At 71.9% G+C, this 15,341-nt stretch carries 12 protein-coding genes; 7 read left to right on the forward strand and 5 right to left on the reverse strand.

Annotated features, from left to right (window positions below; genetic code table 11):
* Window positions 1–311: 311 nt before the first annotated feature.
* Window positions 312–971 carry a hypothetical protein gene (locus ABZ449_RS34835; protein WP_360354112.1) on the forward strand — a complete coding sequence of 220 codons (660 nt, stop codon included), beginning with the start codon at window positions 312–314 and terminating at the stop codon, window positions 969–971.
* Here ABZ449_RS34835 and ABZ449_RS34840 read toward each other — a convergent pair.
* Window positions 942–1,625, reverse strand: coding sequence for a hemolysin III family protein (locus ABZ449_RS34840; RefSeq protein ID WP_360354114.1), 684 nt, complete (start codon window positions 1,623–1,625; stop codon window positions 942–944). The two genes, ABZ449_RS34835 and ABZ449_RS34840, sit on opposite strands and share 30 nt — an antisense overlap.
* Before the next feature lie 275 nt (window positions 1,626–1,900).
* Between ABZ449_RS34840 and ABZ449_RS34845 the strand changes: the two genes are divergently transcribed.
* Complete coding sequence (locus tag ABZ449_RS34845; RefSeq protein WP_360354116.1) at window positions 1,901–3,730, forward strand: phosphoenolpyruvate carboxykinase (GTP); 1,830 nt, start codon at window positions 1,901–1,903, stop codon at window positions 3,728–3,730.
* A 165-nt stretch (window positions 3,731–3,895) separates the two neighbouring features.
* On the opposite strand, the gene ABZ449_RS34850 is transcribed toward ABZ449_RS34845, so the two are convergent.
* Window positions 3,896–5,110 (reverse strand): pyridoxal phosphate-dependent aminotransferase, encoded by a 1,215-nt coding sequence (locus tag ABZ449_RS34850; protein WP_360354118.1) that lies wholly within the window; start codon window positions 5,108–5,110, stop codon window positions 3,896–3,898.
* A gap of 313 nt (window positions 5,111–5,423) precedes the next feature.
* Here ABZ449_RS34850 and ABZ449_RS34855 point away from each other — a divergent pair, with 313 nt between their 5' ends.
* Window positions 5,424–6,140 (forward strand): prepilin peptidase, encoded by a 717-nt coding sequence (locus ABZ449_RS34855; RefSeq protein WP_360354120.1) that lies wholly within the window; start codon window positions 5,424–5,426, stop codon window positions 6,138–6,140.
* A 231-nt stretch (window positions 6,141–6,371) separates the two neighbouring features.
* On the opposite strand, the gene ABZ449_RS34860 is transcribed toward ABZ449_RS34855, so the two are convergent.
* Complete coding sequence (locus tag ABZ449_RS34860; RefSeq protein ID WP_360354121.1) at window positions 6,372–7,973, reverse strand: glycosyl hydrolase family 18 protein; 1,602 nt, start codon at window positions 7,971–7,973, stop codon at window positions 6,372–6,374.
* A gap of 399 nt (window positions 7,974–8,372) precedes the next feature.
* Between ABZ449_RS34860 and ABZ449_RS34865 the strand changes: the two genes are divergently transcribed.
* The 4 genes from ABZ449_RS34865 to ABZ449_RS34880 all read left to right on the forward strand — a co-directional run bounded on the left by ABZ449_RS34865 (window position 8,373) and on the right by ABZ449_RS34880 (window position 14,057).
* Window positions 8,373–9,167 (forward strand): isoprenyl transferase, encoded by a 795-nt coding sequence (locus ABZ449_RS34865; protein ID WP_360354123.1) that lies wholly within the window; start codon window positions 8,373–8,375, stop codon window positions 9,165–9,167.
* Window positions 9,168–9,463: 296 nt separating this feature from the next.
* Window positions 9,464–10,798 (forward strand): PhoH family protein, encoded by a 1,335-nt coding sequence (locus ABZ449_RS34870; RefSeq protein WP_360354124.1) that lies wholly within the window; start codon window positions 9,464–9,466, stop codon window positions 10,796–10,798.
* Between the two features lie 432 nt (window positions 10,799–11,230).
* Complete coding sequence (locus ABZ449_RS34875) at window positions 11,231–11,986, forward strand: transglycosylase SLT domain-containing protein (protein WP_360354126.1); 756 nt, start codon at window positions 11,231–11,233, stop codon at window positions 11,984–11,986.
* Window positions 11,987–12,527: 541 nt separating this feature from the next.
* Window positions 12,528–14,057 (forward strand): AI-2E family transporter, encoded by a 1,530-nt coding sequence (locus ABZ449_RS34880; RefSeq protein ID WP_360354128.1) that lies wholly within the window; start codon window positions 12,528–12,530, stop codon window positions 14,055–14,057.
* 106 nt (window positions 14,058–14,163) lie between these two features.
* On the opposite strand, the gene ABZ449_RS34885 is transcribed toward ABZ449_RS34880, so the two are convergent.
* On the reverse strand, window positions 14,164–14,706 hold the full coding sequence (locus ABZ449_RS34885) for an alkyl hydroperoxide reductase (RefSeq protein WP_360354130.1): 543 nt from the start codon (window positions 14,704–14,706) through the stop codon (window positions 14,164–14,166).
* A gap of 3 nt (window positions 14,707–14,709) precedes the next feature.
* Window positions 14,710–15,261, reverse strand: coding sequence for a peroxiredoxin (locus tag ABZ449_RS34890; RefSeq protein ID WP_360354131.1), 552 nt, complete (start codon window positions 15,259–15,261; stop codon window positions 14,710–14,712).
* Window positions 15,262–15,341 lie beyond the last annotated feature (80 nt).

Consider the following 15,341-nt stretch of genomic DNA (forward strand, 5'->3'; position numbering starts at 1 on the left):
GCGGCGCGCGTCCTGGCGGCCGCCGAGGCCCGGTGCGCCTCCGGCCGCGCGCGCGCCCTTCGTGCTGCCATCGGTGCGTGCCGGGACGCCGAGCGCTGGCTACGCTCCGTGATGTGTCCTGGAAGTGCTGCTTCCGCACGAGGAATTGACGCAACGTTGATCTGTCGTTCGCCGCCCCGGGGCAGTCGGCCATGACTGTCGGTAGATACCATGTGGCAATCGGTCAGTGCTGGCCGACGCGTGCCGAGAGCGGAGAAGAGGTGGGGCGGCGGGAGCCGACCACGAGCCCGGCACCGGGAAAGGGGACCGAAGTGGCCGACGCGGACGACAAGCAGACGAGCACCCAGGTGTGGGGTTCGGCGGTGGTGGTGGGCTCTGCGCTGGCCGTGGTCGCGGCCTATCTGATCAACGGCGCCCTCCTGGTCCTGGCGGTCGCCGGGGCCGAGACCCTGCTGCTGATGGTCTACGTCGCCCGCCGCTGGCGCGCGCTGCACGGCGATCCGGCCCCGGTCCGGCACCGTCCGCGCCGTGGCATCCCGGACGCCGCGCACTGCGAGCGCTGCCGCCGGGCCCGCGAGGCGCTCGACGCCCGGCAGGCGCGGGCCCGCTCGGCCGGCGCACCGCGGCGGTCCGAGTCCGCGGCGTTCCCGACGACGGCCGACTCGCCGCGCGAGCCGTACCGGGAGTCGCGCGAGCCCCGCCGGGAGTCGCACGGGGAGCAGCACCACGCGCACGGGGACCAGCACCACTCCTACGGCGAGCACCACCACGCGCACGGACCGCTGGAGGACCCGGGCCCGCAGTCGGAGTCCGGCGGAGCCGACCACCCGGCCTACCCGCGCCGCCCCCAGCTGCGGGCCCCGTACGAGCGGCCCTGGACAGCGGAACGGGCGGCCGGCCGGTCCGTGGACCGTTCGACCGCCCGTCGGGGTGCGCCGGGCTCAGCCGGCCGTGCTGTACGCCACCAGTGAGACGCCGACGTACTGGACGATGAACGCTCCCAGGGTGAAGGCGTGGAACACCTCGTGGAACCCGAACCAGCGCGGTGAGGGGTTGGGCTTCTTGAGCCCGTACACCACGCCGCCGATGCTGTAGAGCACTCCGCCGACGATCATCAGCACCAGGACGGCGACCCCGCCGGTGTGCAGGAAGTCCGGCAGGAAGAAGGCGGCGGCCCAGCCCAGCGCGAGGTACACCGGCGTGTACAGCCAGCGCGGCGCGCCGACCCAGAACACCCGGAACGCGATTCCGGCCAGCGCGCCGCCCCAGACCGCCCAGAGCAGCAGCTGCTGGTCGGCGCCCTTGAGCAGCAGCATCGTGAACGGCGTGTAGGTGCCCGCGATGATCAGGAAGATGTTCGCGTGGTCCAGTCGGCGCAGCACGGCGTCCCCGCGCGGGCCCCAGTCGAAGCGGTGGTACACCGCGCTGACCCCGAACAGCAGCCAGGCGCTGACCGAGTAGATCGCGCAGGCGATCCTGGCGGGCGTGGAGTCGGCCAGGCAGATCAGCACGATCCCGGCGGCCACCGTGGCGGGGAACATGCCGGCGTGCAGCCAGCCGCGCCACTTCGGCTTGCTCTCCGTGAGTGCACTCTCCGCGAGCGCAGCAGCAGTCATGCGCAGCATGCTACCCAATACCTACGGCTCCGTAGGTTACTGGCCCGTAGGAAGTGGCGATCGTCACTGTTAGACGTTTTGGAGTAATAGGAGTGTGGCCCCGCACACTCCGTCGCGGGTTCCTCCGGCATGTTACTGGTGGGTAATCATACTGGCTGGAGTAAAAGGTGCGTCAATTTCGCCGCTTCGCCGAGTTCCGGCCTTGAGTCCGGAGCTACGCTGCAAGCACCCTCAGACCCCCGCGACGCCATCTCCTCGCCGAGATGGCGTGAAACGGAGCGATCGTGTCGTACGAGATCTCTGCTCTCAGCGCATCCGCGCCCACCCGCCACAAGCAGCTGCTCGCTTGGGTGAGCGAGATCGCCGAGCTCACCCAGCCGGACCGCATCGAGTGGTGCGACGGTTCCGACGAGGAGTACCAGCGCCTCGCGGACCTGCTGGTGGCGCAGGGCACCTTCAAGAAGCTCAACGAGGAGAAGCGCCCCAACTCCTACTACGCCGCCTCGGACCCCACGGACGTGGCGCGCGTGGAGGACCGCACCTTCATCTGCTCCGAGCAGGAGAAGGACGCCGGACCGACCAACAACTGGAAGGCCCCCGCCGAGATGCGGGAGCTCTTCCAGGGCGAGCAGGGTCTCTTCCGCGGCGCGATGAAGGGCCGCACGATGTACGTCGTGCCCTTCTCGATGGGCCCGGTCGGCTCCCCGCTGGCCGCGTACGGCGTCGAGATCACCGACTCCGCCTACGTCGCCGTCTCCATGCGCGTGATGACCCGCATGGGCCAGGCCGTGCTGGACCAGCTCGGCGAGGACGGCGAGTTCGTCAAGGCCGTGCACACCGTCGGCGCCCCGCTCGCCGAGGGCCAGGCGGACGTGCCGTGGCCGTGCAACAGCACCAAGTACATCTCGCACTTCCCCGAGACCAAGGAGATCTGGTCCTTCGGTTCGGGCTACGGCGGCAACGCCCTGCTCGGCAAGAAGTGCTACGCGCTGCGCATCGCCTCGACCATGGCCCGCGACGAGGGCTGGCTGGCCGAGCACATGCTCATCCTGAAGCTCACCCCGCCGAACGGCGAGGCCAAGTACGTCGCCGCCGCCTTCCCCTCGGCCTGCGGCAAGACCAACCTGGCCATGCTCCAGCCGACCGTCCCGGGCTGGAAGGTCGAGACGATCGGCGACGACATCGCCTGGATGCGCTTCAACAAGGAGGACGGCCGCCTCTACGCCATCAACCCCGAGGCCGGCTTCTTCGGCGTCGCCCCCGGCACCGGCGTGGACACCAACGCCAACGCCATCGACACCCTCTGGGGCAACACCGTCTTCACCAACGTCGCCCTCACCGACGACGGCGACGTGTGGTGGGAGGGCCTCACCGAGGAGCCCCCGGCGCACCTGACCGACTGGCGCGGCAACGACTGGACCCCCGAGTCCGGCACCCCCGCCGCCCACCCGAACGCCCGCTTCGCCGTCCCGGCCGCGCAGTGCCCGACCATCGCCCCGGAGTGGGAGGACCAGGCGGGCGTGCCGATCTCGGCGATCCTGTTCGGCGGCCGCCGCGCCACCGCCGTCCCGCTGGTGACGGAGTCCTTCGACTGGCAGCACGGCGTCTTCCTCGGCGCCAACATCGCCTCCGAGAAGACCGCCGCCGCCGAGGGCACCGTCGGCGAGCTGCGTCGCGACCCGTTCGCGATGCTGCCGTTCTGCGGCTACAACATGGGTGACTACTTCGCCCACTGGCTGAAGGTCGGCGCCCAGGCGGACGCCGCCAAGCTGCCGAAGATCTACTACGTCAACTGGTTCCGCAAGGACGCCGAGGGCAAGTTCGTCTGGCCCGGCTACGGCGAGAACAGCCGCGTGCTCAAGTGGATCGTCGAGCGCCTGGAGGGTACCGGCGAGGGCGTCGAGACCCCGATCGGCGTGCTGCCGACCGTCGAGGGCTTCGACCTCGGCGACCTGGACCTGTCCAAGGAAGACCTCGACCTGCTCTTCACCGTGGACGCCGACATCTGGCGCCAGGAGGCCGCGCTCGTGCCGGCCCACCTGGAGACCTTCGGCGACCACACCCCGAAGGAGCTGTGGGACGAGTACCGGAACCTCGTCGCGCGCCTCGGCTGAGCCTGAGCCTCAGCCGGGAGAGAGGCGGGCGCGCGGCACGAACCGCGCGCCCCGCCGAGCGGCAGGACGGCCGGAGTTCCGCCGGGCGATTTTCCCCCGACCAAGGAGATCGCCCGGGCCGGGACTCCGGCCGTAGTGTTTTTCCGCGCTCTTCCCGCTCGGCGGCTACGGCTGGACGTAACCGCCGAGGAAGTCGCCGATCCGGGTCACCGCGTCGGTGATCTCCTCCGCCCGGGGCAGCGTGACCAGTCGGAAGTGGTCCGGCTCCGGCCAGTTGAAGCCGGTGCCCTGGACCAGCAGGATGCGCTGGGAGCGCAGCAGGTCCAGCACCATCCGGGCGTCGTCCTTGATCTTGTGGACCTTGGGGTCCAGCCGGGGGAAGGCGTACAGCGCGCCCTTGGGCTTGACGCAGCTGACCCCCGGGATCCGGTTCAGCAGCTCGTACGCGGCGTCCCGCGAGGCGTGCAGCCGGCCGCCGGGCAGCACCAGGTCGCGGATCGACTGCCGTCCGCCGAGCGCGGCGGCCACCGCGTGCTGCGCGGGCATGTTGGCGCACAGCCGCATCGAGGCGAGCACGGTCAGGCCCTCGATGTAACTGCGGGCCCGGCGCCGGTCGCCGGAGAGCACCATCCAGCCGGAGCGGAAGCCGGCGACCCGGTACGCCTTGGACAGTCCGTTGAAGGTGACGCAGAAGAGGTCCGGGGCCAGGGTGGCCAGCGGGACGTGTTCGGCGTCGTCGTAGAGGATCTTGTCGTAGATCTCGTCCGCGTAGACCACCAGGTCGTGCCGGCGGGCGAGCTCCGCGATGCCCTCCAGCACCTCGCGCGGGTAGACCGCGCCGGTCGGGTTGTTCGGGTTGATCACCACGATGGCCCTGGTCCGGTCGGTGACCTTGGCCTCGATGTCGGCGAGGTCCGGGTACCACTCGGACTGCTCGTCGCAGCGGTAGTGCACCGCGGTGCCGCCGGCCAGCGAGACCGAGGCCGTCCACAGCGGGTAGTCCGGGGCCGGGACGAGCACCTCGTCGCCGTCGTCCAGCAGTGCCGTCATGGCCAGCTGGATCAGCTCGGAGACGCCGTTGCCGAGGAAGACGTCGTCGACGGAGAGGCCGTGCAGCCCGCGCTCCTCGTAGTGCATGACCACCGCGCGGCGGGCGGAGAGCAGGCCCTTGGAGTCGCCGTAGCCGTGCGCGTCGGCGAGGTTGCGCAGGATGTCCTGGAGGATCTCCGGGGGCGCCTCGAACCCGAAGGTGGCCGGGTTGCCGGTGTTGAGCTTGAGGATGCGGTGGCCCTGGGCCTCCAGCCGCATCGCCTCGTCGAGCACCGGGCCGCGGATGTCGTAGCAGACGTTGGCGAGCTTGCTGGACTGGATGACCTGCATGTCCGCCTACTTTAGGGGTACGGAGGGGCGGTCCGGCGGGTCTCCGCGGGGGTGCTTGCGGGGGCCCGAACGCCCCCCTTGGATCGGCAGGCGGGGGTGACGGGCGGCCTTCCGAACCGGTCGTCGAATGTCCGGAATGCCCGCGTACGCGAGGAGCGCCGTCGCGCCGCCGTACGGAACGAGACGGACGGCACACCGCCCGGCGCGGGAGGATGGGGCCGGTCGCGTCGGTCGCGTCGGTCGCGTCGGTCGCGTCGGTCGCGCCGATTGCGCCGGTCGTGTCGGTCGTGTCGGTCGAAGAGGGGGTGCGCCGGTGGTCCCGGTCGTGGTGGCGGCGGTGCTGGTCGGTCTCCTGGCGGCTCCGCCGCTGCGCGGGCTGATCGCCCGGTTCGCGGTGCCGGAGGGCGAGCCCTGGTGCGAGGCCTGCCCGTCCTGCGGGCACCGGGTGCGTCTGCTGCCGCCGACCGGGCGCTGCCCGGGCTGCCGGGAGCGGCTCGGCGCCGGCCCCTGGACGGTGGAGGCGGTCGCGGCGGCGGTCGCCGTCGCGGTGGCGTACGCGGCGGACCGGCTGGTGGTGGTGACCCTCGCGATGGGCTGGGCGGCGGCGCTCGGTGTGGCGCTCGGCTTCGTCGACGCGCGGGTGCGCCGACTGCCGTACCGGCTGACCGTGCCCCTGATCGGAGGGGTGACGGCGCTGCTGCTGGCGGCGGTGGCGACCGCCGGCCCCGGGGTGGCGCTGCGCTGTCTGCTGGTCGCGCTCGCCGTCGGGGGAATGCTCGAACTGGCGGTCTGGCTGGGCGCGTTGGGCCCCGGGGACTCCCCGCTCGGGCTCGCCCTGGGCGGGCTGCTCGGCTGGTACGGCTGGTCGGTGGCGCTCGGCGGGCTGTTCGCCGCGATGGTGCTCGCCGGGTTGTGGGGCACCCTGCGGGCCGCCGCCGCGCTGGCCCGCCGCCGCCCGGTGCGCGGGCTGGACCTCCCGGTCGGCCCGTTCCTGCTGCTCGGCGCGCTCACCGCGGTACTGGCGCGGTGAGTCGGGCCGGCAGGTCACATCGGGACCGCGGGCCATGAGTGGGGACCGCAGGTAATAAGGGGACCGCCGGTATTAAGGGGACAGCCGGCCGATGAGGGGGACGGCCGGCACGGGGAGGGAAACGGAAGGGCCCGCCGCACCGGTCGGTGCGACGGGCCCCGCCGCCGGCGCGCGGGCCCCACCCTCAAGGAGCGGCGCGCCGGGGGAGTGACGTGCTGGTTCGCGGTGCCGTCACGGCATCTTGTGGACGAACGGGCCGACCGCGTTGGAGAACGCGTTGCCGTTGTTGACGTCCCAGTTGGTCGACCAGGTCATCGCGCCGCGGATGGTCGGCCACTTGGCCGGCGGCACGAAGCTGCCGCAGTTGTTGCCCGTGGCCAGGCAGTCCAGCGCGTTGTTCACCACCGTCGGCGAGACGTAGCCGCCGCCCGCTGCCTTGGCGGAGGCCGGGACGCCGATGCCCACCTGGTCCGGCCGCAGGCCGCCCTGGATGTGGGTGCAGACCTGCGAGGTGATGAAGTCGATGGTGCCCTGGTTGTAGACCTTGCCGTCGCAGCCGTTCATGCCGCCCGAGTTGTAGAACTGGGTGTTGACGACGGTGAGGATGTCCTTGGTCTTCAGCGCCAGCTGGAAGTAGGCGCCGGCGGTGCTGTACATCCCGATGGTCTCGGGGGCCATGGTCAGGACGAAGCCGGGGCCGACCTTGGCCTGCAGGGCGTGCAGCGCGTCGCCGAGCGGGCCGGCCTGGACGCCGTTCTCCAGGTCGACGTCGATGCCGTCGAAGCCGTAGTCCTTGATGATCGCGTAGGCGCTGTCGACGAAGTTGGCGCCGGCGGTGGCGTCCGCGACGGTGATCGCGCCGTTCTGGCCGCCGATGGAGAGGATGACCTTCTTGCCGGCCGCCTGCTTGGCCTTGACGTCGGCGCGGAACTGGGCGTCGGTGTAGCCGCCGAGCGCCTTGGACAGGCCCGGGTCCAGGGTGAAGCTGATCGCGCCGGTCCTGGTCGGCACGGCGTCGGCGAAGGACACCGCGATGATGTCGTACGCGCTCTGGACGTCGCTCAGCCGCTGCACGGTCGAGTTGTTGTCGAAGTTCTGCCAGTAGCCGGTGACCAGGTGGGCGGGCAGGCCGGTGGCCGGCGGGGTGGTGCCGGTCGGCGTGGCGGTGGGGGTCGCCGTCGCGGTCTGGGTGGGCGTCGGGGTCGCCGTCCGGGTGGGCGTCGCGGTGGCCGTGGGGGAGGCGGTGGCCGTCGGCGTGGGGGTGGGGGTCGGCGTCGCGGTAGGCGACGGGGTGCCGGTGCCGCCGGGGCCGATCAGCGCGACGTCGTCGGCCAGGTAGGCGCTCTGGCCGTACCAGCCGTGCAGGTAGACGGTGACGCTGGTGGCGTTCGCCCCGGTGGTGAAGGTGGTGGAGAGCTGGTTCCAGCTGTTCTGGTTCGACCAGGCGGACGGGTCGGTGCCGCCGGTGCCGCGCGCGCCGAGGTAGACGTACGGGCCCTGGACCCAAGCGCTCAGCGTGTAGCTGGTGTTGGGCAGCACGCTGATGGTCTGGGTGCACTCCGCGGTGTCACCGGCGCCCGGGGTCGCCTGGAGCGCGCCGGTGCCGGAGTGGACCGGGGCGGAGGCCGCGGTCGCGGCGCCGGTGCAGGTCCAGCCCCCGAGCCCGCCGTCGAAGCCGCCGTTGGCGACCAGGTTGCCGACCGCAGCGCTGGCGCCGCCGGCGAAGAGGGCGAGGCCGCCGCCGGCCAGGGCGAGGGCGGTGGCACCGGCCGCGACGGCCGGGAGGGGGCTGCGCCGGCGCTTGTGGGCGGGCTGGTTCAGCGTACGGGCCATGGGGTGACGCTCCTGGGGGAGGAGCGGCCGCCGCGGTGGGGGGCGCGGCGGCCGCGTGTGGGGGAGGGGAGGTCCGAAGTGAGCCTGCGGGCCGGAGCAGGAGGATCGTTCCGTCCCGGATCAAAAGCTGGACTAGACCATTACCGGTCGTCAAGCATCGGACGAACGGCTTACGGTTCCGTTAAGGATTCGGAGACCGTTCCGTGTCCGCGCCCCAGGGGCCCCGCGAGGGTCCCGCGGCCCGTCCGGACCGCCCCCGACACGCCCGTCGCGACAGACTTCGTACAGGACCGTGACCAGACCGCTACCTGCGGCTTTACCGTGCACCTGCGCGCCGGAGTAGGCTGCGCCGGGGGCGGAGACGCACCAGTTGCAACGAGCACGGAGGGGCCGGGAAACATGGGTCTGCGCGATGTCGCCGAACGGACGCCGGGGCTGCGCACCCTGCTCGGCGGGATGTACGGGCTCTACGGTCGACGGGTCGAGGTCCACCTCGCGAGCACCCCGCGCCACATCGGCGTGATCCTGGACGGCAACCGCCGCTGGGCCAAGGCGGCCGGCGGCTCCACCGCGTACGGCCACCAGCGCGGCGCCGACAAGATCAGCGAGTTCCTCGGCTGGTGCGACGAGACCCACGTCAAGGTCGTCACCCTCTGGATGCTCTCCACCGACAACCTGGACCGCCCGGCCGACGAGCTCGTCCCGCTGCTCGGCATCATCGAGGACGCCGTCACCGGCCTGGCCGCCGCCCGCCGCTGGCGGGTCAACCCGGTCGGCGCGCTGGACCTGCTGCCGCAGCACACCGCCGACGTGCTCAAGCGGGCCGCCGACCAGACCGCCGACATCGACGGCATAACGGTCAACGTCGCGGTCGGCTACGGCGGTCGGCACGAGATCGCCGACGCCGTCCGCTCGCTGCTCCAGGAGCAGGCCGGGCGCGGCACCTCGATCGAGGAACTGGCCGAGATCCTGACCGTCGAGCACATCGCCGAGCACCTGTACACCCGCAACCAGCCCGACCCGGACCTGATCATCCGCACCTCGGGCGAGCAGCGGCTGTCCGGCTTCCTGCTCTGGCAGAGCGCCCACAGCGAGTTCTACTTCTGCGAGGCCTACTGGCCGGCCTTCCGCAAGGTCGACTTCCTGCGTGCGCTGCGCGCGTACGAGCAGCGCCACCGGCGGCTGGGGCTGTAGCCCCGCGGTCCCGCGGCTCCCGCAGCCCGGCCGGGGCCGTGGCCCCGGCCGTTCCCGTGGCCCTGGGTCAGTCGTCCCGGGCCCGAACGCCCGGAGGAAATGACCGCCGTAGGCCTGGCCTACCCGGCGCCCGCGCGAGGCCAAACGTTCACCGGCAATGATCCGTCAGTTCTCCGGGGGCGCGAATGCACCGCTCCCCGCCTGGGAATACTCCAGTCAGTCCGGCCCCGAGGCCATCGGGGCAGCGGGGGCCGGCTTGCCGCGGATGACGCAGGGTCATCCGCTCTGGAGGCCTAGTGGTCAGTTCCAAGAGCCGCCGGACACCAGACCGGCGCACGTACGTTCTCGACACCAGCGTGCTCCTGGCGGACCCGCTCGCCATGACCCGCTTCGAGGAGCACGAGGTCGTCCTCCCGGTGGTGGTCGTCACCGAGCTGGAGGCCAAGCGGCACCACCCGGAGCTGGGCTACTTCGCCCGCCAGGCGCTGCGGCTGCTCGACGACTACCGCATCCGTCACGGCCGGCTCGACGAGCCGATCCCGGTCGGCGAGCTCGGCGGCACCATCCGGGTCGAGCTCAACCACTCCGACGTGTCGATACTGCCGGCCGGCTACCGGGCCGGCGGCGGTGAGGCCGACACCCGGATCCTCGCGGTCGCCCGCAACCTCCAGGCCGAGGGCTACGACGTGACGGTCGTGTCCAAGGACCTGCCGCTGCGGATCAAGGCCAGCTCGGTGGGCCTGCTCGCCGAGGAGTACCGGGCCGAGCTGGCGATCACCTCGGGCTGGACGGGCATGTCCGAGCTGCACGTCCCGGCCGACCAGGTGGACGCGCTGTTCTCGGCCGGCCACGACGCCGGGGTGGACGTCGACGGGGCCACCGAGCTGCCCGTCCACACCGGACTGGTGCTGACCTCGGAGCGCGGCCGGGCGCTCGGCCGGGTCACCGGCGACGGCCGGGTGCGGCTGGTGCGCGGGGAGCGCGAGGCGTTCGGGCTGCGCGGGCGCAGCGCCGAGCAGCGGGTCGCGCTGGACCTGCTGCTCGACCCGGAGATCGGGATCGTCTCGATGGGCGGCCGGGCCGGCACCGGGAAGTCGGCGCTGGCGCTGTGCGCGGGGCTGGAAGCGGTGCTGGAGCGGAGGCAGCACCGCAAGGTGATGGTCTTCCGGCCGCTGTACGCGGTCGGCGGTCAGGAGCTGGGCTACCTGCCCGGCTCCGAGGCGGAGAAGATGGGCCCCTGGGCGCAGGCGGTCTTCGACACCCTCTCCGCCGTCACCACCCCGGACGTGATCGAGGAGGTCATCTCCCGCGGGATGCTGGAGGTGCTGCCGCTGACCCACATCCGGGGACGCTCGCTGCACGACGCCTTCGTGATCGTGGACGAGGCGCAGTCGCTGGAGCGGAACGTCCTGCTGACGGTGCTGTCCCGGATCGGCCAGGGCTCGCGGGTGGTGCTCACCCACGACGTGGCGCAGCGGGACAACCTCCGGGTGGGCCGTTACGACGGCGTGGTGGCGGTGGTGGAGAAGCTGAAGGGTCATCCGCTCTTCGCCCACATCACGCTCACCCGCTCGGAGCGTTCGCCGATCGCGGCGCTGGTCACGGAGATGCTGGAGGACATCCACCCGTGATCCGCCCCGACCGGGGCATAGTGGGACAATATGGTCAACTCATGACCTGGAGCCCGCTCCTGAGGGAGCGGGCTCCGCCCGTTTCATCACATCGAGTGCTTTCCGTCCGAAGAACTGCCGTACGGTGGATGTGACATGCGCCACGCGAACGGGAATTGCGTCGACAGTGCCCGGTGCGGCATGGTGAGGGTTCTGTCAGGCCCCGCGTACGGCGCGGCAGGGCTTCCGGACTCCGGAAGTCAGGCCCCGGACGGTCCGCCAACTCCGGTCGGTGGACACACAATTGAAGACCGTTGAGCCGTACGCCGCCCGATCTCAACGCCCGGTCGCCTCACCTCGGCCGGACGCCGGGCCAGCACCTCCCGTGACCAGAGCACCGTGCGGAGGTCCGTGCCAAGGGGCATGTTGCGCCCGCACGGTCACGCGTGGGCGATGCTGGAAGGAATCCATGTGACTCGGATCTCGGTCCGGGGAGTCGCTGTGGCCTCCGCCACCGCCGTCACCGCTGTCGGTGCCGTCGTGGGCATGGCCTCGGGCAGCGAGGGCAAGACGACGCAGACGGTCGACGTCGCCGGCGCGACCCTGCTTGCCGAAGTCCCCTCTGGCGCCCAGGCGCAGACCATCAGTGACAACATCGGCCAGCAGGCATCCGCCCAGCAGGCCTCTGCCGAAGCAGCCGCCAAGGCCGCCGCGGAGCAGAAGGCCGCCGAGGAGGCCGCGCGCCAGCAGGCCGCCGCGGACGCCCAGGCGAAGGCCGACGCCCAGGCCAAGGCCGACGCGGAGAAGGCCGCCAAGGCCGCGGACGACAAGCGGAAGGCCGACGAGGCCGCCGCGAACCGCTCCAAGTCCCGTTCCGCGATGACCGCGGTCGACGACGCTCCGCCCGTCTCGGTCAGCCCCGGCTCGGTCCAGGACCTGGCCCGGCAGATCGTCGGCAACGACGCGCAGTTCCAGTGCTTCAGCCAGATCGTGAAGCGCGAGAGCGGCTGGGACTACACCGCGACCAACAAGAGCTCCGGTGCCTACGGTCTGGTCCAGGCGCTGCCCGGCACCAAGATGGCCTCGGCCGGTGCCGACTGGCGCACGAACCCGGCCACCCAGATCAAGTGGGGCGTCGGCTACATGAACTCCCGCTACGGGAGCCCCTGTGGCGCGTGGTCGTTCTGGCAGGCCCACAACTGGTACTAGGAACGGCTGCCGCCCCGGCGGCGCGGTTCCGCACGGCCCCCGGCCGCCCGTCCTCCTCGGGCGGGCGTCCGGGGGCCGTGGTGTTCCCGGGCCCGGGCGTCACGCGGGGAGTTGTCCCGCGAGGTGCCGGACGCGAGGGGGATGCGAGGGGTGCGCGGAGGGTGCGCGGGGCGGCGGACGGGAAGCGGACCGCGCCGCCCGGGCTGCGCTGACCAGTGCGCCCTCGGGCGGTGCGGTCCCGGTTGCGGACGCGGGGCGCGGGAAGGGGTCCTGGTTGCTTCCCGCACCGGCCGGTCCGCCGACAGTTGGCCGCGGGGGACCTCGGTGGCTCGACTCCGGGTCTCGTCCGGACTCCTCCCCAGCGGACCGTGTCCGAAACCGGATGGAACCTGGCCTTTTGTCCGACTCGTCGGGAGGGGTGCTTCGAGCCGAACGGGCCTGCGACCGGACTGGCCGCACCCTCGCCGGGTAGCGTCATCCCTGACGGCCGCGGCGTACCGCCGGGCACGGCGGATTCGGCAGCGGAGCGGTGGTAGCGAGGATGGCGCGGGGCGGAAAGGCCTTCAAGGCCGTGGCCAAGGGCGTGGCCGTGGTGGCGAGCGCGGCCGCCGTGATCGAACGGCGCCGGCGGGCCGCGATGGCGGCCGACCCGCACGAGCCGGCCCTCCCGTCGTCGGTGGCCGGGCACGTCCCGGTGCTCGTGGACGGGCACGTCCCCGCACTCGTCGACGCGGCCGGACCGGTCCCGGTCCCGCGGGCCGACCCGGCCCCGGCGGCCGAGGTGGTCCCGCCGTCCGCCGCGCCGGCCCCGGCCAACTCGCCCGCGCCGGTCGCGCACGCCGCGCACGCCGGGTTCGGGCGGGAGTACCACCCGGGCCGCCCGGCCACCCCCGCCGAGGCGGTGCCGTGGGGGCTGCGGGTGGCCGCCGAGTCGACCTGGCGGCTGCTGCTGCTCGGGGCCGCGCTCTACGTCGTCTTCTACGTGGTCGACATGCTGCGGCTGGTCGCCTTCTCGGTGCTGGCCTCGCTGCTGATCACCGCGCTGCTGGAGCCCTCGGTCTCCTGGCTGCGCCGGCGCGGGGTGCCGCGCTCGCTGGCGGCGGGCGGGGTGTTCCTCAGCGGTCTGGCCGGGATCGGGCTGGTCGGCTGGTTCGTGGTCTGGCAGGTGTCGACGAACCTCTCGGACGTCACCACCCAGGTGAAGACCGGCGTCAACCAGATGCGGGACTGGCTGGTCACCGGGCCGCTGCACCTGACCCAGCAGCAGATCACCGACTTCGCCAACCAGATCACCAAGGCCATCACCACCAACACCGATCAGCTCACCTCGGCCTCGATCACCGGCGCGCAGATCGCCGTCGAGGTGCTGACCGCCCTGCTGATGACCTTCTTCACCACCTTCTTCTTCCTCTACGACGGCGCGAAGATCTGGAACTGGGCGCTGCGCGGACTGCCCCGGCACTCCCGTTTCGCGATGGCCGGGGCCGGCCCGAAGGCCTGGACGACGCTCACCGCCTATGTGCGCGGCACGGTCTGCGTGGCCTTCATCGACGCGCTCTGCATCGGGATCGGCGTCGACCTGCTGGGCGTGCCGCTGGCCCTGCCGCTGGCCGTGATCATCTTCCTGGGCGCCTTCGTCCCGCTGGTCGGCGCACTGATCACCGGGACCGTCGCGGTGCTGATCGCACTGGTCACCCAGGGGCCGTGGACGGCGCTGATGGTGCTGGTGGTGCTGGTGGCGGTGATGCAGGTGGAGAGCCACATCCTCCAGCCGCTGATCCTCGGCCGGGCCGTCCGGGTCCACCCGCTCGGCGTCGTGCTCGGCGTCGCGGCCGGCGGCATCATCGGGGGCATCGGTGGCGCGGTGGTCGCCGTCCCGCTGATCGCCGTCACCAACACCGTGGTCACCCACCTGCGCCGCCGCAACGAGGCCGGTCAGGCCGTCTTCACCGCGCTCGAAGCAGCTCGCGAGGCCGCCGAGCGGACGGCCGGACAGACCGCCGAGCGCACCGCCGACCGCGGCGCGGCCGTCCATCCCGCCGCCCCGCAGGGCGCGCCCGCCACCGACTGACCCCGGCCGGGCCGGGCCACCGGTTCGCGGGAGGAACGACGACGGGCCCCTCCCCTTCCGGACGTGACGTCCGGGAGGGGAGGGGCCCGTCGGGGTGCCGGGTGCGTCAGGCGTCGACGTCGGCCAGGGCGGCCTCGGAGTCGAGGACGCCGGCCACGGCCTGGAGGACGGCGGCGATCTTCATCGAGGCCTGGACGACCTCGCGCTCCACGCCGGCCTTGCGCAGCACGGCCTCGTGCGAGTCGAGGCACTGGCCGCAGCCGTTGATGGCGGAGACCGCGAAGCACCAGAGCTCGAAGTCGACCTTCTCGACGCCCGGGGTGCCGATGATGTTCATCCGCAGACCGGCCCGCATCGTGCTGTACTCCTTGTCGGAGAGCAGGTGCAGCGTCCGGTAGTAGACGTTGTTCATCCCCATGATCGCGGCCGCGCCCTTGGCGGCGTTGTACGCCTCCGGGGACAGGTTGGCCTTGGCCTCGGGCTCCAGCTCACGCAGCAGGCCGGGGCTGCGGGTGGCCATCGCGCAGGACAGCACGGTGCCCCAGAGCTGCTGGGCGGGGAGGTCGGAGTTGCCGATGACCGAGCCCAGGTTGAGCTTGAGGTCCTTGGCGTAGTCCGGGAGGGCGGCCTTCAGGTCGTCGAGAGCCATGGGTCAGCCCGCCAGCAGGGCCTGGGCGTCGAGGGTGTCCTCGCCCTTGTTCCAGTTGCACGGGCACAGCTCGTCGGTCTGCAGGGCGTCCAGCACCCGCAGGACCTCCTTGGGGTTACGGCCGACGGAGCCGGCGGTGACCATGACGAACTGGATCTCGTTGTTCGGGTCGACGATGAAGACGGCGCGCTGGGCGGTGCCGTCCTCGCCCTCGACGCCACAGGCGCGCATCAGGTCGTGCTTGATGTCGGCCAGCATCGGGAAGGGCAGGTCGCGCAGGTCCTTGTGGTCCTTGCGCCAGGCGTGGTGCACGAACTCGGAGTCGCCGGAGACGCCGAGGATCTGGGCGTCGCGGTCGGCGAACTCGTCGTTCAGCTTGCCGAACGCGGCGATCTCGGTCGGGCAGACGAAGGTGAAGTCCATCGGCCAGAAGAAGACGATCTTCCACTTGCCCTCGTAGGACTTGTGGTTGATGTCGGCGAAGGCGCTCGCGGCGTCCAGGTCGACACAGGCCTTGAGGTCGAACTCGGGGAACTTGTCACCGATCGTGAGCACGTTCGCTTCTCCTGAAGTGATTGAGGGGAGGTTTGTCCGGAATCCGGACACCACTCACAGTTCCACATCGTGGACTGATC

This window comes from Kitasatospora sp. NPDC005856 (assembly GCF_040629945.1).
Taxonomy (GTDB): Bacteria; Actinomycetota; Actinomycetes; order Streptomycetales; family Streptomycetaceae; genus Kitasatospora.

Bases quoted from the DNA above. Each gene is read 5' to 3' on its own strand.
- ABZ449_RS34840 (WP_360354114.1), bottom strand. From the start codon at position 1,625: ATGCTGCGCATGACTGCTGCTGCGCTCGCGGAGAGTGCACTCACGGAG.
- ABZ449_RS34850 (WP_360354118.1), bottom strand. From the start codon at position 5,110: ATGCAGGTCATCCAGTCCAGCAAGCTCGCCAACGTCTGCTACGACATC.
- ABZ449_RS34860 (WP_360354121.1), bottom strand. From the start codon at position 7,973: ATGGCCCGTACGCTGAACCAGCCCGCCCACAAGCGCCGGCGCAGCCCC.
- ABZ449_RS34865 (WP_360354123.1), top strand. From the start codon at position 8,373: ATGGGTCTGCGCGATGTCGCCGAACGGACGCCGGGGCTGCGCACCCTG.
- ABZ449_RS34875 (WP_360354126.1), top strand. From the start codon at position 11,231: ATGCTGGAAGGAATCCATGTGACTCGGATCTCGGTCCGGGGAGTCGCT.
- ABZ449_RS34880 (WP_360354128.1), top strand. From the start codon at position 12,528: ATGGCGCGGGGCGGAAAGGCCTTCAAGGCCGTGGCCAAGGGCGTGGCC.
- ABZ449_RS34885 (WP_360354130.1), bottom strand. From the start codon at position 14,706: ATGGCTCTCGACGACCTGAAGGCCGCCCTCCCGGACTACGCCAAGGAC.